Annotated in this window: 22 protein-coding genes; 18 read left to right on the top strand and 4 right to left on the bottom strand. The window is 58.1% G+C overall.

Features of this window, described 5'->3' with window-relative positions:
* The first annotated feature begins 40 nt into the window (after positions 1–40).
* The 3 genes from iraM to tus all read left to right on the top strand — a co-directional run bounded on the left by iraM (position 41) and on the right by tus (position 2,970).
* Positions 41–424 carry an anti-adapter protein IraM gene (gene iraM, locus ACSVHP_RS01085; protein WP_420536319.1) on the top strand — a complete coding sequence of 128 codons (384 nt, stop codon included), beginning with the start codon at positions 41–43 and terminating at the stop codon, positions 422–424.
* Between the two features lie 243 nt (positions 425–667).
* A complete protein-coding gene (gene rstB / locus ACSVHP_RS01080) occupies positions 668–1,966 on the top strand; it encodes a two-component system sensor histidine kinase RstB (protein WP_447550684.1) in 1,299 nt (432 codons plus the stop codon).
* Between the two features lie 74 nt (positions 1,967–2,040).
* A complete protein-coding gene (gene tus, locus ACSVHP_RS01075; RefSeq protein ID WP_447550683.1) occupies positions 2,041–2,970 on the top strand; it encodes a DNA replication terminus site-binding protein in 930 nt (309 codons plus the stop codon).
* Here tus and fumC read toward each other — a convergent pair whose 3' ends face one another.
* Positions 2,971–4,365 (bottom strand): class II fumarate hydratase, encoded by a 1,395-nt coding sequence (gene fumC / locus ACSVHP_RS01070; RefSeq protein WP_447550682.1) that lies wholly within the window; start codon positions 4,363–4,365, stop codon positions 2,971–2,973. It abuts the gene before it with no gap.
* 183 nt (positions 4,366–4,548) lie between these two features.
* On the bottom strand, positions 4,549–6,195 hold the full coding sequence (fumA, locus tag ACSVHP_RS01065) for a class I fumarate hydratase FumA (RefSeq protein ID WP_447550681.1): 1,647 nt from the start codon (positions 6,193–6,195) through the stop codon (positions 4,549–4,551).
* Between the two features lie 199 nt (positions 6,196–6,394).
* Here fumA and manA point away from each other — a divergent pair, with 199 nt between their 5' ends.
* Both manA and ACSVHP_RS01055 read left to right on the top strand, forming a co-directional pair.
* Positions 6,395–7,570, top strand: coding sequence for a mannose-6-phosphate isomerase (manA, locus tag ACSVHP_RS01060; RefSeq protein ID WP_234675241.1), 1,176 nt, complete (start codon positions 6,395–6,397; stop codon positions 7,568–7,570).
* A gap of 98 nt (positions 7,571–7,668) precedes the next feature.
* Complete coding sequence (locus ACSVHP_RS01055) at positions 7,669–9,210, top strand: YdgA family protein (protein WP_447550680.1); 1,542 nt, start codon at positions 7,669–7,671, stop codon at positions 9,208–9,210.
* Between the two features lie 54 nt (positions 9,211–9,264).
* On the opposite strand, the gene ACSVHP_RS01050 is transcribed toward ACSVHP_RS01055, so the two are convergent.
* On the bottom strand, positions 9,265–10,293 hold the full coding sequence (locus ACSVHP_RS01050) for a Mal regulon transcriptional regulator MalI (RefSeq protein ID WP_234675239.1): 1,029 nt from the start codon (positions 10,291–10,293) through the stop codon (positions 9,265–9,267).
* 177 nt (positions 10,294–10,470) lie between these two features.
* Here ACSVHP_RS01050 and malX point away from each other — a divergent pair, with 177 nt between their 5' ends.
* From malX to add, 3 genes are all read left to right on the top strand, one after another.
* Entirely contained in the window at positions 10,471–12,060 is a 1,590-nt protein-coding gene (gene malX, locus ACSVHP_RS01045; RefSeq protein ID WP_447550679.1) for a maltose/glucose-specific PTS transporter subunit IIBC, read from the top strand.
* 48 nt (positions 12,061–12,108) lie between these two features.
* The gene (locus ACSVHP_RS01040; protein WP_447550678.1) at positions 12,109–13,281 is read left to right on the top strand and encodes a MalY/PatB family protein; all 1,173 of its coding nucleotides are present in this window, start codon (positions 12,109–12,111) and stop codon (positions 13,279–13,281) included.
* Between the two features lie 97 nt (positions 13,282–13,378).
* Complete coding sequence (gene add, locus ACSVHP_RS01035) at positions 13,379–14,380, top strand: adenosine deaminase (RefSeq protein ID WP_447550677.1); 1,002 nt, start codon at positions 13,379–13,381, stop codon at positions 14,378–14,380.
* Positions 14,381–14,423: 43 nt separating this feature from the next.
* Here add and ACSVHP_RS01030 read toward each other — a convergent pair whose 3' ends face one another.
* Entirely contained in the window at positions 14,424–15,464 is a 1,041-nt protein-coding gene (locus tag ACSVHP_RS01030; protein WP_447550676.1) for an oxidoreductase, read from the bottom strand.
* A 232-nt stretch (positions 15,465–15,696) separates the two neighbouring features.
* Between ACSVHP_RS01030 and blr the strand changes: the two genes are divergently transcribed.
* From blr to nth, 10 genes are all read left to right on the top strand, one after another.
* A complete protein-coding gene (gene blr, locus ACSVHP_RS01025) occupies positions 15,697–15,834 on the top strand; it encodes a division septum protein Blr (RefSeq protein ID WP_447550866.1) in 138 nt (45 codons plus the stop codon).
* A gap of 234 nt (positions 15,835–16,068) precedes the next feature.
* Positions 16,069–16,284: a transcription modulator YdgT gene (ydgT, locus tag ACSVHP_RS01020; RefSeq protein WP_234675234.1), complete on the top strand. Its 216-nt coding sequence runs from the start codon at positions 16,069–16,071 to the stop codon at positions 16,282–16,284.
* Positions 16,285–16,369: 85 nt separating this feature from the next.
* Entirely contained in the window at positions 16,370–16,810 is a 441-nt protein-coding gene (locus tag ACSVHP_RS01015; protein WP_447550675.1) for a DUF2569 domain-containing protein, read from the top strand.
* 76 nt (positions 16,811–16,886) lie between these two features.
* On the top strand, positions 16,887–17,468 hold the full coding sequence (gene rsxA / locus ACSVHP_RS01010) for an electron transport complex subunit RsxA (protein ID WP_234675232.1): 582 nt from the start codon (positions 16,887–16,889) through the stop codon (positions 17,466–17,468).
* Positions 17,468–18,046: an electron transport complex subunit RsxB gene (gene rsxB, locus ACSVHP_RS01005; protein WP_417313923.1), complete on the top strand. Its 579-nt coding sequence runs from the start codon at positions 17,468–17,470 to the stop codon at positions 18,044–18,046. Before rsxA ends, rsxB begins: the two co-directional genes overlap by 1 nt.
* Entirely contained in the window at positions 18,039–20,153 is a 2,115-nt protein-coding gene (rsxC, locus tag ACSVHP_RS01000) for an electron transport complex subunit RsxC (protein WP_447550674.1), read from the top strand. Before rsxB ends, rsxC begins: the two co-directional genes overlap by 8 nt.
* On the top strand, positions 20,154–21,212 hold the full coding sequence (gene rsxD, locus ACSVHP_RS00995) for an electron transport complex subunit RsxD (RefSeq protein ID WP_447550673.1): 1,059 nt from the start codon (positions 20,154–20,156) through the stop codon (positions 21,210–21,212). It begins immediately after the preceding gene.
* Between the two features lie 4 nt (positions 21,213–21,216).
* The gene (rsxG, locus tag ACSVHP_RS00990) at positions 21,217–21,843 is read left to right on the top strand and encodes an electron transport complex subunit RsxG (protein ID WP_447550672.1); all 627 of its coding nucleotides are present in this window, start codon (positions 21,217–21,219) and stop codon (positions 21,841–21,843) included.
* On the top strand, positions 21,840–22,526 hold the full coding sequence (locus ACSVHP_RS00985; protein WP_234675227.1) for an electron transport complex subunit E: 687 nt from the start codon (positions 21,840–21,842) through the stop codon (positions 22,524–22,526). Before rsxG ends, ACSVHP_RS00985 begins: the two co-directional genes overlap by 4 nt.
* Entirely contained in the window at positions 22,523–23,158 is a 636-nt protein-coding gene (gene nth / locus ACSVHP_RS00980; protein WP_447550671.1) for an endonuclease III, read from the top strand. Before ACSVHP_RS00985 ends, nth begins: the two co-directional genes overlap by 4 nt.
* Positions 23,159–23,267 lie beyond the last annotated feature (109 nt).

The raw sequence follows: 23,267 nt of genomic DNA, 5'->3' as shown, positions 1-23,267 counted from the left end.
CCTTCTCGTGCTAAACACTATTACAGCCCTTAAATCGTAGATGGAGAGAAGTATGATGTCATGGAGAGTGCTGAGTTCTGTAATATGCCCGAGCACCGGGATCGTTTATTCACACATCGTAGGATTGAGGTTGCTGAGATTGATAATCTGGTATGAAAGTGACATCTACTTATTGCCTGGCGACAGGATCCACCCCTCTAAAGAGGGCGTCTTTATCAACGGTATTTTCACCCACATTACGCTCTACAACGTTTCACCTTACAATGATACCTTATGGGAAGAGATAAAAAATAAGATGGCCTGTCCTTTTAACAAAAACCTCGAAACGGATACCTGTTCTTATTCAATACATTGTAACGCGCGTAAATGTCCTCACGGATTTTCAACAAATCCATTATTACTGCGATATAACGACAGTCAGTAATTGATAATGTAACAAAGCGGGCATAAGCGTGGCGTTTTGCCAAAACTTATGCCCTTTTTTTAGCAAATAATAAATTGCTACGTTTATTGCTGAGCAAAAATAATCGCTAGTATCATCTGATGCAGAAAGGGGATTTCCAGTGTACTCTGCCAGCAGAAACGCGCACCAGAGAAGCAGGCTGATTTTTACCCTGCTCAGGGCGCAGCGCGGAGTCGCTAACACTTTGATCGTCGGTGATATTTCATGAAGAAGCTGTTTGTGCAGTTTTATCTTTTACTGTTTGTCTGCTTCCTGGTGATGACCATGCTGGTCGGGCTGGTCTATAAATTTACCGCCGAGCGCGCAGGCCGACAGTCGCTGGACGATCTGATGAAAAGCTCGCTCTACCTGATGCGCAGCGAGCTGCGTGAAATACCGCCCCACGACTGGGCGCGCACGCTGAAAGAGCTGGATCTCAATTTGTCGTTCGATCTGGGTATCGAGCCGATGAAAGATTTCGACTTAGATCCGTCCACCATGCAGCGGCTGCGCGACGGGGACATCGTGGCGCTGGACGAGAAGTACACCTTTATCCAGCGTATTCCGCGCAGCCACTATGTGCTGGCGGTCGGCCCGGTGCCCTACCTTTATTATCTGCACCAGATGCGTCTGCTGGACATGGCGCTGATGGCGTTTATCGCCATTTCGCTGGCGTTCCCGGTGTTTATCTGGATGCGCCCCCACTGGCAGGACATGCTGAGGCTCGAATCCGCCGCCCAGCGTTTTGGCGAGGGGCATTTCAGCGAACGCATTCATTTTGACAGCGGATCCAGCTTTGACCGTCTGGGCATCGCCTTTAACCAGATGGCCGACAATATTAACGCGCTGATTGCCAGTAAAAAGCAGCTGATCGACGGCATTGCCCACGAGCTGCGCACGCCGCTGGTGCGCCTGCGCTATCGGCTGGAGATGAGCGAGAACCTCACCGAGGCGGAATCTCAGGCGCTTAACCGCGATATCGGCCAGCTTGAAGCGCTGATTGAGGAGCTGCTCACCTACGCGCGCCTCGACCGTCCGCAAAACGAACTAAACCTGACCACCCCCGACCTGCCCCTCTGGCTGCAAGCGCATATTGCCGATGTGCAGAGCGTTAACCCGCAGCGCACCCTGCTGACCGCCGTCACGCCAGGTGATTACGGCGCGCTGGATATGCGCCTGATGGAGCGTGTGCTGGATAACCTGATGAATAACGCCATGCGCTATAGCGAAAGCACGCTGCGCATCGCGCTGAATATACAGGGCAATCAGGCGAGCCTGTCCGTTGAGGACGACGGCCCGGGCATTGCTGAAGACGAGCGCGAGAAAGTGTTTGAGCCGTTTGTGCGCCTCGATCCAAGCCGCGACCGCGCAACGGGCGGCTGCGGGCTGGGGCTGGCAATCGTGTACTCCATCGCGCAGGCCATGGGCGGCACGGTGCGTTGCGACGAGAGCGATTTGGGCGGCGCGCGTTTCTGTTTTAGCTGGCCGGTTTATCACAATATCGCCCTTCCCGTCCCTGCCTGACCTTTACCGCACGCTGGTCTGACCCGGCGTGCTGTGCTATACGGTAAGTATGTTGTAACTAAAAAAGGTGCTTTATGGCGACTTACGATCTGATTGAAAGGCTCAACACCACGTTTCGCGAAATGGAACACGAACTGCTCACGCTGACCGAACGTTTGCAGACCTGTCGCCTGCTGGCCGCGCGCGTCTTTACCCTGCCGGACGTCGTAAAAGGCGCGGAGCACGATCCGCTGGAGACCATCGAGGTGAAACAACACCTGGGTAAGGCCGCGCTGGAGCTGACCTTACAGCACTATCGCCGCCTGTTTATCCAGCAGCAGTCCGAAAACCGCAGCAGCAAAGCGGCCGTTCGCCTGCCGGGGGTGATCTGTTTGCAGACGGACGGTGCGACGCGCGAGGCGCTGGAAAATCAAATTAATCACATTAACAGCCTGAAAGCGGCCTTTGAGAAGATCGTTACCGAGGAGTCGAGTTTAGCCCCCGCCGCCCGCTTTGAATGGGTTCACCGCCAGCTTCCGGGGCTTATCACGCTGAACGCCTACCGCACGCTGACGGTATTGCGCCACCCCGCCACGCTGCGGTTTGGCTGGGCGAACAAGCACATTATTAAAAACTTCACCCGGGATGAGATCCTGGCGCAGCTGGAGAAAAGCCTGAGAGCGCCGCGCACCGTCGCCCCCTGGTCGCGTGAGCAGTGGATCGAGCGTCTGGAGCAGGAGTATCAGAGCATTGCGTTGCTGCCCGCCAGTACGCGGCTGAAGATCAAGCGTCCGGTCAAGGTGCAGCCCATCGCGCGGGTGTGGTATTCCGGGCAGCAAAAGCAGGTGCAGCACGCCTGCCCGACGCCGCTGATCGCGCTGTATGATGCGGATCAGGGGGCGGTGGTGCCGGATATCGGGGAATTGCTGAATTACGATGCCGAAAATGTTCAGCATCGCTATAAGCCAGAGGCGCAGCCGCTGCGGTTGATTATCCCACGGCTGCACCTGTACGTGGCGGAGTGATTACTTCAGGCTGCCGACCATCTCTTCCGGGCGCACCCAGCTGTCGAACTCGGCCTCCGTCAGATAGCCCAGCGCCAGCGCGGAGGCTTTCAGGGTTAACCCCTCCTTGTGCGCTTTCTTGGCAATTTCGGCCGCTTTGTCGTAGCCGATATGGGTGTTGAGCGCGGTCACCAGCATCAGCGACTCGTTCAGCAGCTGGCTGATGCGCTCGCGGTTCGGCTCGATACCCACCGCGCAGTGCTCGTTAAAGCTCTCCATGCCGTCCGCCAGCAGACGCACCGATTGCAGCACGTTGTGGATCACCATCGGGCGATAGACGTTCAGCTCAAAGTTACCGGACGCTCCGCCCATATTGACGGCCACGTCGTTGCCTATCACCTGACAGCAGAGCATGGTCATGGCTTCACACTGGGTCGGGTTCACTTTGCCCGGCATGATGGAGCTGCCCGGCTCGTTTTCAGGAATGCTGATTTCGCCGATCCCGCAGCGCGGGCCCGAGGCCAGCCAGCGCACGTCGTTGGCAATTTTCATCAGCGAGGCAGCCAGCCCTTTCAGCGCGCCGTGGGTATGCACCAGCGCATCGCAGGTGGCGAGCGCTTCAAACTTGTTCGGGGCGGTGACAAACGGCTGCCCGGTGAACTCCGCCAGCGCCTTCGCCACGCGCACCGCGTATTCCGGATGGGTATTCAGCCCCGTCCCGACCGCCGTACCGCCGAGCGCCAGCTCCGCCAGGTGCGGCAGGCTGTTATCGATGTGCTTCAGGTTGTGTTCCAGCATGGCGACCCAGCCGGAGATCTCCTGACCGAGCGTCAGCGGCGTGGCGTCTTGCAGATGGGTACGGCCAATTTTGACGATATCTTTAAAGGCGTCGGCTTTCTGGTTGAGCGTGGTTTTGAGCACGTTCAGCTGCGGAATAAGCTGCTCGCGGATGGCAATCACCGCCGCTACGTGCATCGCCGTCGGGAAGACGTCGTTTGAGCTTTGGCTTTTGTTCACGTCATCGTTCGGGTGAACCTTGCGATCCATTCCGCGCACGCCGCCCAGCAGCTCGCTTGCGCGGTTCGCCAGCACCTCGTTCATGTTCATGTTGCTCTGGGTGCCGGATCCGGTCTGCCAGATGGCGAGCGGGAATTCATCCGGGTGTTTGCCCGCCAGCACTTCATCGGCGGCATTGATAATGGCGGTGGCTTTGTCGGCCGCCAGCAGGCCGAGATCCTGATTCACCTTAGCGGCGGCGCGTTTGGTCAGCGCCAGCGCCTGGATCAGCGAAACGGGCATTTTTTCAGTTGAGATACGGAAATGTTCCAGCGAACGCTGGGTTTGTGCGCCCCATAGCTTATCGGCCGGGACGTCGATCGCGCCCATAGAATCTTTTTCGCTACGTACCGTGGTCATTACTTTCTCCTTGATAACAATGATGGAATGGCTCACATGCTTAAGAGATAAGTATTGATGACTTCTGAGGATCGATATGGCGCTTTGTGCGCTCTTTTTGGTGTCGGGTGGCGGCTTCGCCTTACCCGACCTACGAGAATGTAGGCCGGGTAAGCGTCAGCGCCACCCGGCATTTTCTTCAGACTATTTCACACACGCCGAACACTGGGACGACTGGATCTGTTTGAAGAAGTCATTACCTTTGTCATCCACCAGGATAAACGCCGGGAAATCTTCCACTTCAATTTTCCAGATAGCTTCCATACCCAGTTCCGGATATTCCACGCACTCCAGGCTCTTGATGCTGCCCTGCGCCAGTACCGCCGCCGGGCCGCCGATGCTGCCGAGGTAGAAGCCGCCGTGCTTGTGGCACGCGTCCGTCACCTGCTGGCTGCGGTTGCCTTTCGCCAGCATGATCATGCTGCCGCCGTTGGCCTGAAGCTGGTCGACGTAGGAGTCCATACGCCCCGCCGTGGTTGGGCCTAGTGAACCGGACGCATACCCCTCAGGCGTTTTCGCCGGGCCCGCGTAGTAGATAGGGTGATCTTTGATGTACTGCGGCAGCCCTTCGCCGTTGTCCAGACGCTCTTTCAGCTTCGCGTGGGCAATGTCGCGCCCCACGATAATCGTGCCGTTGAGGGACAGGCGGGTCGATACCGGGTACTGAGAAAGCTGCGCCAGGATCTCGCTCATCGGACGGTTGAGGTCCACGCGTACCGCTTCACCCTCGCCCGCTTTACGCAATTCTTCCGGGATGTATTTGCCTGGGTTATTTTCCAGCTTCTCGATCCAGATGCCGTCGCGGTTGATCTTGGCCTTGATGTTGCGATCCGCAGAGCAGGACACGCCCATCCCCACCGGGCAGGAAGCGCCGTGGCGCGGCAGGCGGATCACGCGGATATCGTGGGCAAAGTATTTACCGCCAAACTGCGCGCCCAGACCCAGATTCTGCGCCTCGGTCAGCAGCTCTTGTTCCAGCTGCACGTCGCGGAAGGCCTGGCCGTGCTCGTTGCCTTCGGTTGGCAGGCCGTCGTAATACTTGGTTGAGGCGAGCTTCACGGTTTTCAGCGTGCTTTCAGCAGAGGTACCGCCAATCACAAAGGCGATATGGTACGGAGGACAGGCGGCCGTGCCGAGGGTCCGCATCTTCTCCACCAGATAATTTTTCAGCTTGCCCGGCGTGAGCAGCGCTTTGGTTTCCTGATACAGGTAGGTTTTGTTGGCTGAACCGCCGCCTTTGGCGATGCAGAGGAATTTGTATTCATCGCCGTCCACGCTGTAGAGATCGATCTGCGCGGGCAGGTTGGTGCCGGTGTTGACCTCTTTATACATGTCGAGCGCGGCGTTTTGCGAGTAGCGCAGGTTATCTTCGATATAGGTGTTATAGACGCCGTGCGCCAGCGCCGCTTCGTCACCGCCGCCGGTCCAGACGCGCTGGCCTTTTTTACCGGTAATGATCGCGGTGCCCGTGTCCTGACAGGTCGGCAGAATGCCTTTGGCGGCGATATCGGAGTTACGCAGGAATTGCAGCGCGACGTATTTGTCGTTTTCGCTAGCCTGCGGATCGTTCAGGATATCGGCAACCTGCTGCTGATGCGCCGGACGGAGCATAAAAGAGGCGTCGTGGAAGGCCTGCTGCGCCATCAGCGTCAGCGCCTGCGGATCGACTTTGAGGATCTCCTGCCCTTCAAACTCAGAGACAGAAACGTAATCGCGGGTTAACAGGTAATACTCGGTCCGATCCTGACTGAGGGGGAAAGGATCCTGATAATAGAAGGGTTTGTTCGACATTGTTCTCTCACTGACTGCTTGGGTCTGATTATTCAGGGCAGATGTTCCGCTGCCCGGCGTAAAAGCGAGTTTGCTTATCCTACACAATTTTTTAACAAAAACTGAGACTAGTACGACTTTTTACATCCGCAGGTTACTTCCCGACGGTTTATTGCTTTAATACCCGCAGTTAATTCCACATTTGAATCAGGGCTTGATAATGCAAAAACTCATCAACTCAGTGCAAAACTACGCCTGGGGAAGTAAAACTGCGTTAACGGATCTCTACGGCATTGCAAATCCAGACAACCAGCCGATGGCCGAGCTGTGGATGGGCGCCCACCCGAAGAGCAGCTCAAAGGTTGAAGATGCCAGCGGTCAGGTTCGCTCCCTGCGCGACGTAATCGACGCGGACAAATCCGCGCTGCTCGGTGATAAAGTCGCCAGCCGTTTCGGCGAGCTGCCGTTCCTGTTTAAAGTGCTGTGCGCTGACCAGCCGCTCTCTATTCAGGTTCACCCGAACAAGAAAGCGTCTGAAATCGGTTTTGCCAAAGAGAACGCCGCCGGTATTCCTTTAGATGCCGCCGAGCGTAACTACAAAGATCCGAACCACAAGCCGGAGCTGGTCTTTGCGCTGACGCCGTTCCTGGCGATGAACGCGTTCCGCGAATTTTCCGACATTATCTCCCTGCTCCAGCCGGTTGCGGGTGCCAATAAGGCTATCGCCCACTTCCTGCAAAACCCTGACGCTCAGGGGCTGAGCCAGCTGTTTGCCAGCCTGCTCAACATGCAGGGCGAGGAAAAATCCCACGCGCTGGCGGTGCTGAAAGCGGCGCTCAACGGCCAGCAGGGCGAGCCGTGGGACACCATCCGCGTGATTTCTGAATTTTATCCCGACGACAGCGGCCTGTTCTCCCCGCTGCTGCTGAACGTGGTGAAGCTCAACCCGGGCGAGGCGATGTTCCTCTTTGCCGAAACCCCGCACGCCTACCTGCAAGGCGTGGCGCTGGAGGTGATGGCGAACTCCGATAACGTGCTGCGCGCGGGGCTGACGCCAAAGTATATCGACATCCCCGAGCTGGTCGCGAACGTGAAGTTTGTTGCCAAGCCGGCGGCAGAGCTGCTGACCCAGCCGGTGAAAAATGGCGCAGAGCTGGACTTCCCGATTCCGGTCGACGATTTCGCCTTCTCGCTGCACGATCTCAGCCAGACGGAAACCCCCGTTGCCCAGGACAGCGCGGCGATCCTGTTCTGCGTTGAGGGCGAAGCGGTGCTGCACAAAGACGCGCAGCGTCTGGTGCTAAAGCCGGGCGAGTCGGCGTTCGTCGCGGCCAATGAGTCTCCGATTAGCATCAGCGGCACCGGTCGCCTGGCGCGGGTTTTTAATAAGCTTTAAGCACTTACTGATTTTTTTAACAACTCTTGCTACTCTAATTGAAGGCATTTATCACCAGGCGGTTAGTACCGCCTGGTTTCATTTTAGGGATAGTCGCAATGAAAAAATCGGTCGTAGCGGTTGGCGTTATTGTCGCATTAGGCGTGGTCTGGACGGGAGCATCCTGGTTCACCGGCAAGCAGCTTGAGGGTCGCCTGGCAGAGATGGTTGCACAGGCCAACAGCGAAATTAAACGCAGCGCCCCGGAAGCGGGCGTTGAGTTGAGCTATCAGAATTATCAGCGTGGCGTATTCACCAGCCATATGGATCTGGTGGTTAAACCGGTAGCCGGTAACACCAATGCCCTGCTGAAGCCGGGTCAAAGCGTGGTGCTCAATGAAGTGGTCAGCCACGGCCCCTTCCCGCTGGCACAGCTGAAATCCTTTAATCTCATTCCTTCCATGGCGTCGGTGAAAACCGTGCTGGTGAAGAACGATGTTACGAAGCAGCTGTTCGACATCGCCAAAGACACCTCACCGTTTGAAATTGAAACCCGCATCAGCTATAGCGGAGACACCAGCTCCGATATCGCCCTGAAAGCCCTGAACTACGAAAACGGTACTGACAAAGTGGCCTTTAGCGGCGGCCACTTCCAGCTCGACGCGGATCGCGACGGTAAAAACGTGAGCCTGAGCGGCGAAGCGCAGAGCGGCCTGGTGAACGCGGTCAACGAATACGACCAGAAGGTGCAGCTCACCTTTAATAACCTCAAGGCCGACGGCAACAGCAAGATGACCAGCTTTGACGAGCGCATTGGCGATCAGAAGCTCAGCCTGGAGAAACTTGCCATCGCCGTTGAAGGTAAAGAGATGGCGGTGCTGGAAGGGATGGATCTGGACGGTAAATCCGACGTCTCCAAAGATGGCAAGAGCATCAACACCCAGCTGGACTACACCCTGAAAAGCCTGAAGGTGCAGAATCAGGATCTGGGCACCGGCAAGCTGTCGCTGAAAATCGGCAATATCGACGGCGCGGCGTGGCACCAGTTTAGCCAGAAGTACAGCAAAGAGAGCCAGGCGCTGCTGACCGATGCGGCCCTGCAACAGAATCCGGTGATGTATCAGCAGCAGGCCATGGCGGTGCTGTTTAATAACCTGCCGATCCTGCTCAAAGGCGAGCCAGTCATTACCGTTGCGCCGCTGAGCTGGAAAAACAGCAAAGGTGAAACCACCTTTAACCTGTCGCTGTTCCTGAAGGATCCGTCCACGGCCAAGGCTGAAGCGCAGACGCTGGCTCAGGAGCTGGATCGCAGCGTGAAATCCCTCGACGGCAAGCTCGCTATTCCGGTCGACATGGCCACCGAGTTTATGACCCAGATTGCGAAACTCGAAGGCTATGGTGAAGAGGATGCCGGTAAGCTGGCGAACCAGCAGGTGAAAGGCCTGGCGGCAATGGGCCAGATGTTCCGCATCACCACGCTTGAAAACAACACCATTGGTGCCAGCCTGCAATACACGAACGGTCAGGTGACCCTTAACGGCCAGAAAATGCCGCTGGAGGAGTTCGTCGGGATGTTCGGAATGCCGTCGCTTGGTCTGCCTGAACCGGCAGCGCCAGCCGCGCCGTTAGCGCCACCGGCACCGGTTGCGCCTCAGCAGTAAACGCAAAACCCCTCGAATGAGGGGTTTTTTATTGCCGGACGGTGGGCAGCGAGATTACTTCACCGTCACGATCCGGGCCGAGACAATCTGGTGTCCGGACTGTACGTCCGTTTTCTCGATGCGCTGCATGATCCTGTCCGCCAGCGTGTAGCCCATCTCACGCGCGGGAGTGGTTGCCCAGACGATGGGCAAATCGTCCAGCGCGTTTTCGCCCACGTCGGCAAAGGCGCCCAGCGCGACCTGCTGGTCGAAGAAAGTTTCAACCCCGCCCTCGCCGCTCTGGCGTCCGGCGCGGATCAGGCCAAACCAGGCCCCCATCGCAATAACGTCGTTGTAGCAAATGACGGCGCTGATCGTCGGGCTGGCGCGCAGTAAGGCGTTTATCGCTTCCGCCGCGCGCTTCTGGCTGGATTCGCACTCCACCACCCATTCGCTGTGAAACGGCAGGCCGTATTTGATAAGCGTGGAGCAATAGCCCCCGACCCGCTCGGCGCGGGTCAGTGATGAACTTTTGCCGCCAAGCCAGGCGATCCGCTGATGGCCGCGACGAATAAGATGTTCGGTCAACATTTGTGCCGCCTGCATATTGTCCGGGCGCAGCGTATCCGCTTCATCCAGATAGCTGGCGCGCGAGGCAAACACCAGCGGCACCCCCTTTTCGGCGGCGCGCTCGCACAGCTCACTCCCCACGCCGGACGCCCCAGCGACAATCACGCCGTCAACGCCCTGGGTCAGCAGCATATCCATACGCGACAGCAGCTGGTCAGCATCGCGCCCGCCGTGCAGCAAAAAGACCATCCGCCCCTGCGCCTCAAGCGCTTCGGTAAGCCCGGCGGTCAGTTCGGCGTAAAACGGCGAGGTCAGATCGCGCACAATCAGCCCAATCACCCCGCTCTGCCCGCCGCGCAGCGCCGAGGCCTGGCGATTTCGCACAAAGCCCAGCTGCTCGACGGCCTCGTTAACGCGCTGGCCCGTTGCGGAAGAGATGCGCCCTTTTCCGCTCAGCACCAGCGAAACGGTGCTGACGGACACGCCAGCCGCCAGAGCGACATCGTTAATGGTGACTTTTTTCGCGACAGCCATGTGTGGCGGAACTCCCTGATAATGAGATCGGTAAAACGTTTTATCAATAAGGTCTCTTTATACTACCAGCCAAAGATTAAGAATGTGATTTAGCGCGCACTAAACTTTGATAAAACGTTTTATCTTCTCGCTGCATTGAAGCAGGCAAACTGAGTTTAACCATAAAGGAGTCGTTTTATGACGACGAAAACAGCACAAAAAATATCGCTGTGGGAGTTTTTCCAGCAACTGGGTAAAACCTTTATGCTGCCCGTGGCACTTCTCTCTTTCTGCGGGATCATGCTCGGGATCGGCAGCTCCCTGAGCAGTCACGACGTTATCACGCTGATCCCGTTCCTCGGCAATCCGGTATTGCAGGCGATCTTCATCTGGATGAGTAAGGTCGGCTCCTTTGCGTTTAGCTTCCTGCCGGTGATGTTCTGTATTGCTATCCCGCTCGGGCTGGCGCGTGAAAACAAAGGCGTTGCGGCCTTTGCCGGTTTCGTCGGCTACGCGGTGATGAACCTGGCGGTCAACTTCTGGCTGACCGCCAAAGGCATTCTGCCCACTACCGATGCCGCGATCCTCAAAGCCAACAACATTCAGAGCGTGATTGGTATTCAGTCTATTGATACCGGGATCCTGGGTGCGGTGATTGCGGGCGTTATCATCTGGATGCTGCACGAGCGCTTTCACAACATCCGCCTGCCGGACGCGCTGGCCTTCTTTGGCGGCACCCGCTTTGTGCCGATTATCACCCTCGTAGTCATGGGCCTGTTTGGTCTGATTATCCCGCTGATCTGGCCAGTCTTTGCGATGGGCATTACCGGCATCGGCCGCATCATCAACGGCGCGGGCGATTTTGGCCCGATGATCTTCGGTACCGGTGAACGTCTGCTGCTGCCGTTTGGTTTACAACACATTCTGGTCGCGCTGATCCGCTTTACCGAAGCGGGCGGTACGATGGACGTGTGCGGCCACGACGTGAGCGGCGCGCTGACCATCTTCCAGGCGCAGCTGAGCTGCCCGACCACCCACGGCTTCTCCGAAAGCGCCACCCGCTTCCTGTCGCAGGGTAAAATGCCGGCCTTCCTCGGCGGTCTGCCGGGTGCGGCGCTGGCGATGTACCACTGCGCCCGTCCTGAAAACCGTCATAAAATTAAGGGCCTGCTTATCTCCGGCGTGATCGCCTGCGTCGTGGGCGGCACCACTGAGCCAATCGAATTCCTGTTCCTGTTCGTTGCGCCCGTTCTGTACCTCATCCACGCGCTGCTGACCGGTCTGGGCTTTACCGTCATGGCGGTGCTGGGCGTGACTATCGGTAACACCGACGGTAACGTGATCGACTTCGTGGTGTTCGGGATCCTGCACGGTCTGTCGACCAAGTGGTATCTGGTGCCGGTTGTGGCGGCTATCTGGTTCGCGGTGTACTACGGCATCTTCCGCTTCGCTATCACCCGCTTTAACCTGAAAACGCCGGGCCGCGATGTGGACACCGCAAGCGTTGAGCAGGCTGTGGCGGGTACCGTCGGCAAATCCGGCTATAACACCCCTGCGATTCTGGCGGCGCTGGGCGGTGCGGATAACATTACTTCTCTGGATAACTGCATCACCCGCCTGCGCCTGTCGGTGGCGGATATGTCCAAAGTGGATACCAACGCCCTGAAGGCCAACCGGGCAATCGGCGTGGTACAGTTGAATCAGCATAATTTGCAGGTGGTTATCGGCCCGCAGGTCCAGTCGGTCAAAGACGAGCTGGCGACCCTGATGCGAACGGTCGAAGCCTGATGCCTCGCCCCCTCGCCATGAGGGGGTTTTATTTTTAGGAGTCACGTTATGTTTGATTTTTCTAAGGTCGTCGATCGCCACGGCACCTGGTGTACCCAGTGGGATTATATCGCCGACCGCTTCGGGGCCGCCGATCTGCTGCCCTTAACTATCTCCGATATGGATTTCGCCACCGCCCCGTGCATTATCGACGCGCTGCATCAGCGTATCGACCACGGCGTGTTTGGCTACAGCCGCTGGAAGAACGACGAGTTCCTCGCCGCCGTGGCGCACTGGTTCCACCAGCGCTTCAACAGCGAGATTGATACCGACTCCGTTGTTTACGGCCCGTCGGTCATTTATATGGTTTCGGAGCTGATCCGCATCTGGTCTGAGCCGGGTGACGGCGTGGTGGTACATACCCCGGCCTACGACGCGTTTTATAAGGCGATTGAGGGCAACCAGCGCCGCGTTGTCCCGGTGGCGATGGAGAAAACCGCGCAGGGCTGGCAGGGCAATATGGCCGCGCTGGAAGCCGCGCTGGCAAAACCGGAAAACAAAACCCTGCTGCTCTGTAGCCCGCACAACCCCACCGGGAAGGTCTGGACGCGTGACGAGCTGAACGCAATGGCGGCGCTGTGCGAGCGCTACGACGTGGCGGTGATTAGCGATGAGATCCATATGGACATGGTGTGGGGCGAACATCGCCATACGCCGTGGAACGCGGTGGCGCGCGGCAGGTGGGCGCTGCTGACCTCCGGCTCCAAGAGCTTTAACATCCCGGCGCTGACCGGCGCGTACGGGCTGATCGGCGATGAGGCCAGCCGCAGCGGTTACCTCAGCGCCCTGAAGGGCCGCGACGGGCTCTCTTCGCCGTCGGTGCTGGCGCTGGTTGCCCACATTGCCGCCTATCAGGAGGGAGAAGCCTGGCTCGACGCGCTTCGCCACTATTTAGAAGATAATTTGCGCTACGTGGCTGACCAACTTAACCGCGCGTTCCCTGCCCTTAACTGGCAGCCGCCGGAGGCAACGTATCTAGCCTGGATCGACCTGCGCCCGCTTAATATCGACGACCGCGCGCTGCAAAAGGTGCTGATTGAGCAGCAAAAAGTCGCCATCATGCCGGGATATACCTACGGTGAAGAGGGTAACGGTTTTGTTCGCCTGAACGCAGGGTGTCCACGCGGCAAGCTGGAGCAAGGGGTTCAACGCCTTATCGCCGGGATCAGCGCGCTGCTGTAACACATTTGCGCAACGGAATATTCCCTTGCGCAAATAGCTTTTTACCCCGATTTGTTTTTATAATATGGCGCACTTTAACCAGAAAAAGAGTGCGACCATGATTGATACACGCCTTCCCCTCACTGATATCCATCGTCATCTTGACGGTAACATTCGTGCCCAAACCATTCTCGATCTTGGCCGCAAGTTCAACCTAACCCTTCCCGCACAAACTCTTGAAACCCTGATCCCGCATGTCCAGGTGACCTCGAATGAACCGGATCTGGTGAGCTTTCTCAGCAAGCTCGACTGGGGCGTGAAGATGCTGGCGTCCCTTGACGCCTGCCGCCGCGTGGCGTTTGAAAATATCGAAGATGCCGCCCGTAACGGCCTGCACTACGTTGAGCTGCGCTTCTCCCCGGGCTATATGGCGATGACCCACAGCCTCCCGGTAGCGGGCGTGGTTGAAGCGGTGATTGCTGGCGTGGAAGAAGGCTGTAAGGCGTTTGACGTACAGGCGCGTCTGATTGGCATCATGAGCCGCACCTTCGGTGAAGCGGCATGCTTGCAGGAGCTGGAGGCGCTGCTGGCGCACCGGGATAAGATCACCGCCGTTGACCTGGCGGGCGACGAGCTGGGCTTCCCCGGCAGCCTGTTCCTCTCCCACTTCAACCGCGCCCGCGATGCGGGCTGGCACATCACCGTTCACGCGGGCGAAGCGGCAGGCCCGGAAAGCATCTGGCAGGCCATTCGCGAGCTGGGCGCAGAGCGTATCGGTCATGGTGTGAAAGCCGTTGAAGATCGCGCCCTGATGGATTTCCTCGCCGAGCAGCGCGTCGGGATTGAATCCTGCCTGACCTCGAACATTCAGACCAGCACCGTGGCCTCGCTGGACAAGCATCCGCTGAAAACCTTCCTGGAACATGGCGTGCTGGCGTCGCTCAACACCGACGATCCGGCGGTTCAGAGCGTGGACATCATTCATGAGTACAATATCGCGGCGCCAAAAGCCGGGCTGAGCCGGGAGCAGATCCGCCAGGCGCAGATCAACGGTCTGGAGATGGCCTTCCTGACGCCGTTAGAAAAACAGGCGCTGCGGGATAAAGTCGCAAGCGCCTAAACCCCGTGCCGGGTAGCGCCCGGCATGGAAAAACGGATAAAACCTATGCCAGACAGAGCGTGGCGCGATGTTTGGCAGATTCGATCCCCAGCTCAATCAGCTCCATGACCTGAATCGCCTGGCTTGCGGGAACCGGGTTTTCGCCCGTCCCGTTCAGGGCATCGCGGATCGCCGCATAATAGGCCGGGTAATTCCCCGGTTGCGTCAGCAGCGTTTCCTCTACCTGCACCTCTCCTTCAAAACGCGTCACCACCCCGTCGCGCATATCGTAGCCCCAGTCCTCCTGCGGCAGACGCTCGCCGTTCTTGAGCCGCTCCTCCTGCGGATCCAGACCGAACTTCACGTAGCTGCCGCGCGTCCCGTGGACGATGTAGCGCGCCGTTTCCGCCGCCGCCAGCATCGAGGCGTGCAGCACGATGCGCCGCTGCGGATAGCTTAAAATCGCGTGGAAACAGTCGGTGGTTTGCGCGCCGGGTCGTAGCTGCGCCAGGTCGACGGTCAGGCTCACGGGCAGGCCAAACAGGTTCACCGCCTGATCGAGCAGATGCGGGCCCAGGTCGTACCAAATTCCGCTGCCCGGCCCCGCCTGCTCCCGCCAGCGGTTGCGCACCTGCGGCCGGTAGCGGTCAAAATGCGACTCGAACCAGGCGATCTCCCCGAGCGAGCCTTCATTTATCAGTGACTTCACGGTCAGAAAATCGCTGTCCCAGCGGCGGTTGTGAAATACCGAGAGCAGGCGACCGAAGCTTTTCGCCAGCGCGTCCAGCTCGCGCGCCTGTGACAACGTCACGGTGAGGGGTTTATCCACCACCACATGTCTCCCGGCCTCCAGCGCCGCTTTCGCCAGCGGGAAGTGGGTATCGTTGGGCGTGGGAATGACAATTAAATCGATGTTCGGATCGTTAAACAGATGCTTTGGCTCTGACACGACCGGCACCGAGGGCCAGTCCGTTGCCACTTTTGCAGCGTCGCTGCTGGCGATTGCCGCCAGGTCCATACCCGGCGTACCGGCAATCAGCGGGGCGTGAAAGGTTTTACTCGCATAACCATACCCAATAAGCCCGACACGGATAGTGTCATTCATAGTGTTACCCTCGCAGGTGATGTGCTTATTTCACACTGGTTACTGTATTGCGATGAAAGAGTAATAATGTGCCACAGGACTTAGGATAGCATTCTCTGTCGGTTATTTTCGTTACACTCCTATAACCTTCTGATTTCATTTGCAGGGAACCGTTCCCAAAGCCCTTGCCGGAAACCGGGTTGCGCAGTAATATTTACAACCTGAATTTATGGATAAATTACTTATACGAATCATGATATCAATATTTAATCGAATCATTGAATTAGCGGGATGGATTGTTCTGGGTGTGTCAGTCATTTTGCTGGGCTTTGCCAGCCATATTGATAACTACCAGCCGCCGGAGCCAGTCGTAGTCGCTCATCCGAAGTGATCTCAGCACGGTAATAAAGCATGACATATTATGTCAGTAACGTATTGCCAGCCGTGTTGAACAGGGTTACCCTTCTCTTCCAGGCATCATCTGATGCCTGAATCTTTCAACAAAGAAAACTCCTAATTTAGTCGCGTTACCTGAGTGGGCAGTTTACGTCTTTATTAATCCGTTTATTATTCGAACGTATTACCTTTGCGGGTATTACTCACTTTTATATGGAAACTTATTAACATGACAGTTCAGGACTATTTATTAAAATTTCGCAAGATCAATTCCCTTGAGAGCCTGGAAAAACTGTTTGACCATTTGAATTACACCCTGTCGGATAATCAGGAAATCATCAGCATGTACCGCGCTGCCGACCACCGTCGTGCGGAGCTGGTCTCTGGCGGTCGCCTGTTCAACGTGGGGGAAGTCCCTAAGTCCGTGTGGCGTTACGTACTATAAGAAGTAGCCATCAGCGCGAAATGTTATATACTCTGCGCCCTGCAAATTTATATATAACGTTTCGCGCAGACTTATGGGAGAAGACATGACCGCAACGCCCGGAGAACGAATTGGAGGCTGGTTAATCGCCCCGCTGGCATGGCTGCTGGTTGCATTATTAAGCGCGTCGCTGGCGCTGCTGCTTTATACCACTGCGCTGATCACGCCTCACGCTATTCAGGCCCTGATGTCTCAAAGCAACGGCAGAATTGCCCTGTGGTTTGCATCGTTCGTTTTCGCCATCGGCATGTGGTATTACACGCTGTGGCTGACCATTGCTTTCTTTAAACGCCGCAGGTCAGTGCCGAAGCACTACATTATCTGGCTGCTGGTCTCCGTCCTGCTGGCGGTTAAAGCCTTTGCTTTCTCGCCGGTGTCGGACACGCTGGCCGTTCGCCAGCTGTTGTTCCCGCTGCTGGCAACCGCGCTGCTGGTCCCCTATTTCAAGCGCTCGACGCGCGTGAAAAAAACCTTCGTGAACCCGTAATACCCTTACAGTTATCCTGTTGTCGCCTGTTGTGGTTTGTCCGATAATAGGCGGCTTTTTTATTTCAGGCTGAATAATGACCGATTACTTACTGCTCTTTGTCGGAACTGTGCTGGTTAACAACTTCGTGCTGGTGAAGTTCCTTGGCCTCTGCCCGTTTATGGGCGTGTCCAAAAAGCTTGAAACCGCAATGGGCATGGGGCTGGCAACCACCTTCGTCATGACGATGGCGTCGATTTGCGCCTGGTGGATTGATAACTGGATCCTCATCCCGCTCGGGTTGACTTACCTGCGCACGCTGGCCTTTATCCTCGTGATCGCGGTAGTGGTGCAGTTCACCGAGATGGTGGTGCGCAAGACCAGCCCGGCGCTCTATCGCCTGCTGGGTATCTTCCTTCCGCTGATTACCACCAACTGCGCCGTGCTGGGCGTGGCGCTGCTGAACATCAACCTCGGGCATAATTTTATGCAATCTGCGCTGTACGGTTTCTCCGCGGCGGTCGGTTTCTCTCTGGTGATGGTGCTGTTCGCCTCGATTCGCGAACGCCTGGCGGCAGCGGATATTCCTGCACCGTTTCGCGGTAACGCCATTGCGCTGGTCACCGCCGGTTTAATGTCTCTGGCCTTTATGGGCTTTAGTGGTCTGGTGAAGCTGTAATGAATGCTATCTGGATTGCCATCGCATCGATCAGCGTGCTGGGTCTGGTGTTTGGCATCATTCTGGGCTATGCCTCCCGCCGTTTCGCGGTGGAGGACGATCCCGTTGTAGAAAAAATCGATGAACTCTTGCCGCAAAGCCAGTGTGGGCAGTGCGGTTATCCTGGCTGTCGCCCGTATGCCGAAGCGGTGGGCGTGCAGGGTGAAAAAATTAACCGCTGTGCGCCAGGCGGCGAAGCGGTGATGCTGAAAATCGCCGCCCTGCTTAACGTCGATCCGCAGCCTGTTGATGGCGATGACGACGTACAAGAGCCGGTGCGCGCGCTGGCCGTCATTGACGAAGCTAACTGCATCGGCTGCACCAAATGTATTCAGGCGTGTCCTGTCGACGCCATCGTCGGTGCTACCCGCGCCATGCACACCGTGGTGGCGGATCTGTGTACCGGCTGTAACCTCTGCGTAGCCCCCTGCCCGACGCAGTGTATCGAGCTACGCCCGGTCGAAACGACTACCGAAAGCTGGAAATGGGATCTTCAGACCATTCCGGTTCGCATCATTCCTGTGGAACAACATGCTTAAGTTATTTTCTGCCTTCAGAAAAGAGAAGATTTGGGACTTTGACGGCGGCATTCACCCGCCAGAGATGAAAACCCAGTCTAACGGCACGCCGCTGCGTCAAATTCCGCTGGCGGCGCGCTACGTTATGCCGCTCAAACAGCACATTGGCGCAGAAGGCGAGCTGTGCGTAAAAGTGGGCGATTATGTCCTGCGCGGGCAGCCCCTGACCTTTGGTCGCGGACGGATGCTGCCGGTTCACGCCCCCACCTCCGGTACGGTGACGGCCATTGCCCCGCACACCGTTGCGCACCCTTCCGCCCTCTCTGAACTGAGCGTCATGATTGACGCCGACGGCGAAGACCGCTGGATCGATCGTGACGGCTGGAGCGACTACCGCGCGCACAGCCGCGAAGAGCTTATCGAACGCGTTCACCAGTTCGGCGTTGCCGGGCTTGGCGGCGCGGGCTTCCCGACGGGCACGAAGCTGCGCGGCGGTGGCGACAAGATCCAGACGCTGATTATTAACGCCGCCGAATGCGAGCCGTACATCACCGCCGACGATCGTCTGATGCAGGACTGCGCCGCGCAGGTGGTGGAAGGGATCCGCATCCTCGCGCATATCTTGCAGCCGCGTGAAGTGTTAATCGGCATCGAAGACAACAAACCGCAGGCCATCTCAATGCTGCGTGCGGTGCTGGCGGGCAGCCACGATATCAGCCTGCGCGTCATTCCCACCAAATACCCGTCCGGCGGCGCGAAACAGCTGACCCAAATCCTCACCGGCAAGCAGGTTCCGCACGGCGGCCGCTCGTCCGATATCGGCGTGCTGATGCAAAACGTCGGCACCGCCTATGCGGTGAAGCGCGCGGTGATCGACGGTGAACCGCTGACCGAACGCGTGGTGACCCTGACCGGGGAGTCCGTTTCCCGTCCGGGGAACGTCTGGGCCCGCCTGGGCACGCCGGTGCGTCATCTGCTGGATCACGCCGGGTTCTGCGCGGCCAGCGAACAGATGGTGATTATGGGCGGCCCGCTGATGGGCTTTACCCTGCCCTGGCTCGACGTCCCGGTAGTGAAAATTACCAACTGCCTGCTGGCCCCGTCCGCAACCGAAATGGGCGAGTCGCAGGAAGAGAAAGGCTGCATTCGCTGTAGCGCCTGTGCCGACGCCTGTCCGGCCGATCTTCTGCCGCAGCAGCTTTACTGGTACAGCAAAGGCCAGCTGCACGACAAAGCGAAAGCGCACAATCTGGCCGACTGCATCGAGTGCGGAGCCTGCGCCTGGGTGTGTCCGAGCAATATTCCGCTGGTGCAGTATTTCCGTCAGGAGAAGGCTGAAATCTACGCCATCTCAATGGAAGAAAAACGCGCGGCGGAAGCTAAAGCCCGTTTCGAAGCGCGTCAGGCTCGCCTTGAGCGCGAAAAAGCCGCGCGTCAGGCGCGCCATAAGCAGGCCGCCGTGCAGCCTGGCGAGAAAGATCAGGACGCCATCAACGCCGCGCTGGCCCGCGTTCGCGAGAAAAAAGCCAGCGCCGCAGAGCCGGTCGTTATCGCCGCCGGAGAGAAGCCGGATAACAGCGCGGTGATTGCCGCGCGCGAGGCGCGTAAAGCCGAAGCCCGCGCCCGTCAGGCGGAAAAAGCGCAACACGCGCAGCCGCAGGCTGACGTTGACCCGCGCAAAGCCGCTGTCGAAGCCGCCATCGCCCGCGCTAAAGCGCGCAAAGCCGAACAGGCGCAGCCTGCCGAGCCAGCGGCGCCGGTCGATCCGCGTAAAGCCGCCGTTGAGGCCGCTATCGCCCGCGCCAAAGCGCACAAAGCCGAACAGGCGCAGCCTGCCGAGCCAGAGGCGCCGGTCGATCCGCGCAAAGCCGCCGTTGAGGCCGCTATCGCTCGCGCCAAAGCGCGCAAAGCCGAACAGGCACAGCCTGCCGAGCCAGAGGCGCCGGTCGATCCGCGTAAAGCCGCCGTTGAGGCCGCTATCGCCCGCGCCAAAGCGCGCAAAGCCGCACAGCAGGAAGAGCAGCCCCAGGCCGCCAACGACGACGATCCACGCAAAGCCGCAGTCGCCGCCGCGATTGCGCGCGTTCAGGCCAGGAAAGCCGCTCAACAAGCCGTAAACGAGGAATAAATGGTTTTCAGAATCGCAAGCTCCCCCTACACCCACAACCAGCGCCAGACGTCGCGCATTATGATGCTGGTCTGCCTGGCCGCGCTGCCGGGCATCGCCGTGCAGCTGTGGTTTTTCGGCTGGGGAACGCTTTTCCAGATAATCCTGGGCTGTGGCGCCGCGCTGGCCGCCGAAGCGCTGGTTTTGAAACTGCGCAAAATAACGGTCGGGCCCGTGCTTAGCGATAACTCCGCGCTGCTGACCGGGCTGCTGCTGGCGATCAGTATCCCGCCGTTTGCCCCATGGTGGATGGTGGTGCTGGGTACCGTTTTCGCGGTCATTATCGCTAAACAGCTTTACGGCGGCCTCGGTCACAACCCGTTTAACCCGGCGATGATCGGCTACGTGGTGCTGCTGATCTCCTTCCCGGTGCAGATGACCAGCTGGCTGCCGCCGCATGAGATCGCCGCTACCGTGCCGGGCTTTATGGACGGTCTGCATGTGATTTTCACCGGCCACACGGCACTCGGAGCTGACATGAATTCCCTGCGCATGGGCGTGGACGGCATCAGCCAGGCGACGCCGCTGGATACCTTTAAAACGTCGCTGCACGCCGGACACAGCGTAGAGCAGATCATGAAATCCGCTATCTACAGCGGCGTGCTGGCGGGCGCGGGCTGGCAGTGGGTGAACCTTGCCTATCTGCTGGGCGGCCTGTTCCTGTTGCAGCAAAAAGCGATCCGCTGGCACATCCCGGTCAGCTTCCTCGTGACGCTGGCGGTGTGCTCGACGCTCGGCTGGGCGTTCTCGTCCGAGCCGCTGGCAAGCCCGCAGCTGCATCTGCTCTCCGGAGCGACCATGCTGGGCGCGTTCTTTATTCTGACCGACCCGGTGACGGCCTCCACTACCAACCGTGGGCGTCTGATCTTCGGCGCGCTGGCGGGCCTGCTGGTATGGCTGATCCGCAGCTTTGGCGGCTATCCGGACGGCGTGGCCTTTGCGGTACTGCTCGCGAATATCACCGTTCCGCTTATTGACTACTACACCCGTCCGCGCGTGTACGGCCATCGCAAGGAGTAACGCCATGCTGAAAACGATGCAAAAACACGGCGTCACGCTGGCGGTCTTCGCGGCGGTGCTGACCGGCCTGACGGCGCTGGTGAACGCGCTGACAAAAACCACTATCGAAGAGCAGGCGGTGAAGCAGCAAAAGGCGCTGTTCGACCAGGTGATCCCGTCAGATTTCTACGATAATGACCTGCAAAAAAGCTGCTTTATCGTACAGGCCCCGCAGTTAGGCAAGGGCGAGCACCGCCTGTTTGTTGCCCGCAAAGGTGAAAACCCGGTGGGCGTGGTGATGGAAACTACCGCTCCCGACGGCTATTCCGGCGCGATTCAGCTGCTGGTCGGCAGTGATTTTTCCGGCACCATCCTCGGCACGCGCGTCACGGAACATCACGAAACGCCGGGCCTGGGGGATAAAATCGAGCTGCGCCTGAGCGACTGGATTTTGCATTTTGCCGGTAAAGTCATTCACGGTGAAAACGACGCCGCCTTTGCGGTGAAGAAAGACGGCGGTGAGTTCGACCAGTTCACGGGCGCGACCATTACGCCACGCGCGGTGGTCAATGCCGTCAAACGTGCCGGGCTGTATGCACAAACGCTGCCTGCGCAACTGAATAATCTTCCGGCCTGTGAGGAGTCGCAATGAGCCAGGTAAAAGAGGTCATCGTCCAGGGACTCTGGAAGAACAACTCCGCGCTGGTGCAGCTGTTGGGCATGTGCCCGCTGCTGGCGGTCACCTCCACCGCCACCAACGCGCTGGGGCTGGGTCTGGCGACCACGCTGGTGCTGACCCTGACGAACCTGTCGATTTCCGCCCTGCGCCGCTGGACGCCGTCAGAAATCCGTATTCCTATCTACGTGATGATCATCGCCTCGGTGGTGAGCGTCGTGCAGATGCTGATTAACGCCTTCGCGTTTGGTCTGTACCAGTCGCTCGGGATCTTCATCCCGCTTATTGTGACCAACTGTATTGTGGTTGGCCGCGCGGAAGCCTTTGCCGTCAAAAACAGCCCGGCTATCTCGGCGCTGGACGGTTTCGCCATCGGCATGGGGGCAACCTGCGCCATGTTCGTGCTCGGCTCGATGCGCGAGATCTTAGGTAACGGAACGCTGTTCGACGGCGCGGACGCCCTGCTGGGCGGCTGGGCAAAAGCATTACGCATCGAAGTCTTCCATACCGATACCCCGTTCCTGCTGGCGATGCTGCCGCCGGGCGCGTTTATCGGTCTGGGCATGATGCTGGCAGTAAAATACCTCATTGATGAGAAACGTAAGCGCCGCGCGGCTGAGCGCAGCGTACAGGAAGGGATCCCCGAGAAAGCCTCATGAACAAAGAGAAACGCATTGCGATACTGACCCGCCTTCGGGACGAAAACCCGCATCCGACGACGGAGCTGAATTTTAACTCACCCTTTGAGCTGCTGATCGCGGTGCTGCTCTCTGCGCAGGCCACCGACGTGAGCGTCAACAAGGCGACCGCCCTGCTCTATCCAGTCGCCAACACCCCTGAAGCGATGCTGGCGCTGGGCGTAGACGGCGTGAAGTCCTACATTAAAACTATCGGCCTGTTTAACAGCAAGGCTGAGAACGTGATAAAAACCTGCCGGATTTTACTTGAACAGCACGGCGGCGACGTGCCGGAAGATCGCGCCGCGCTGGAGGCATTACCGGGCGTAGGGCGCAAGACAGCAAACGTGGTGCTGAACACCGCCTTTGGCTGGCCCACTATCGCCGTGGATACCCATATCTTCCGCGTGTCTAACCGCACCCATTTTGCCCCGGGGAAAAACGTCGAGCAGGTTGAAGAGAAGCTGCTGAAGGTGGTTCCGGCGGAATTTAAGGTCGACTGCCACCACTGGCTGATCCTGCACGGGCGTTACACCTGTATTGCGCGTAAGCCCCGCTGCGGCTCCTGCATCATCGAAGATCTGTGTGAATTCAAAGAAAAAGTCTATTCATAATTGTTTTAGCCACTTATCAAAACCTTAAAAAAGGAAGGTCTACTGACAACCTTCCTTTTCTCCCTTTATTGTTCGCTTTTCCCGCTTATCGCCTTGTGCATTACTCGGC

This window comes from Enterobacter sp. 186315 (assembly GCF_053290175.1).
The sequence above is the reverse complement of the archived record's forward strand: the minus strand, read 5'-3'. Positions and strand labels throughout refer to the sequence as shown.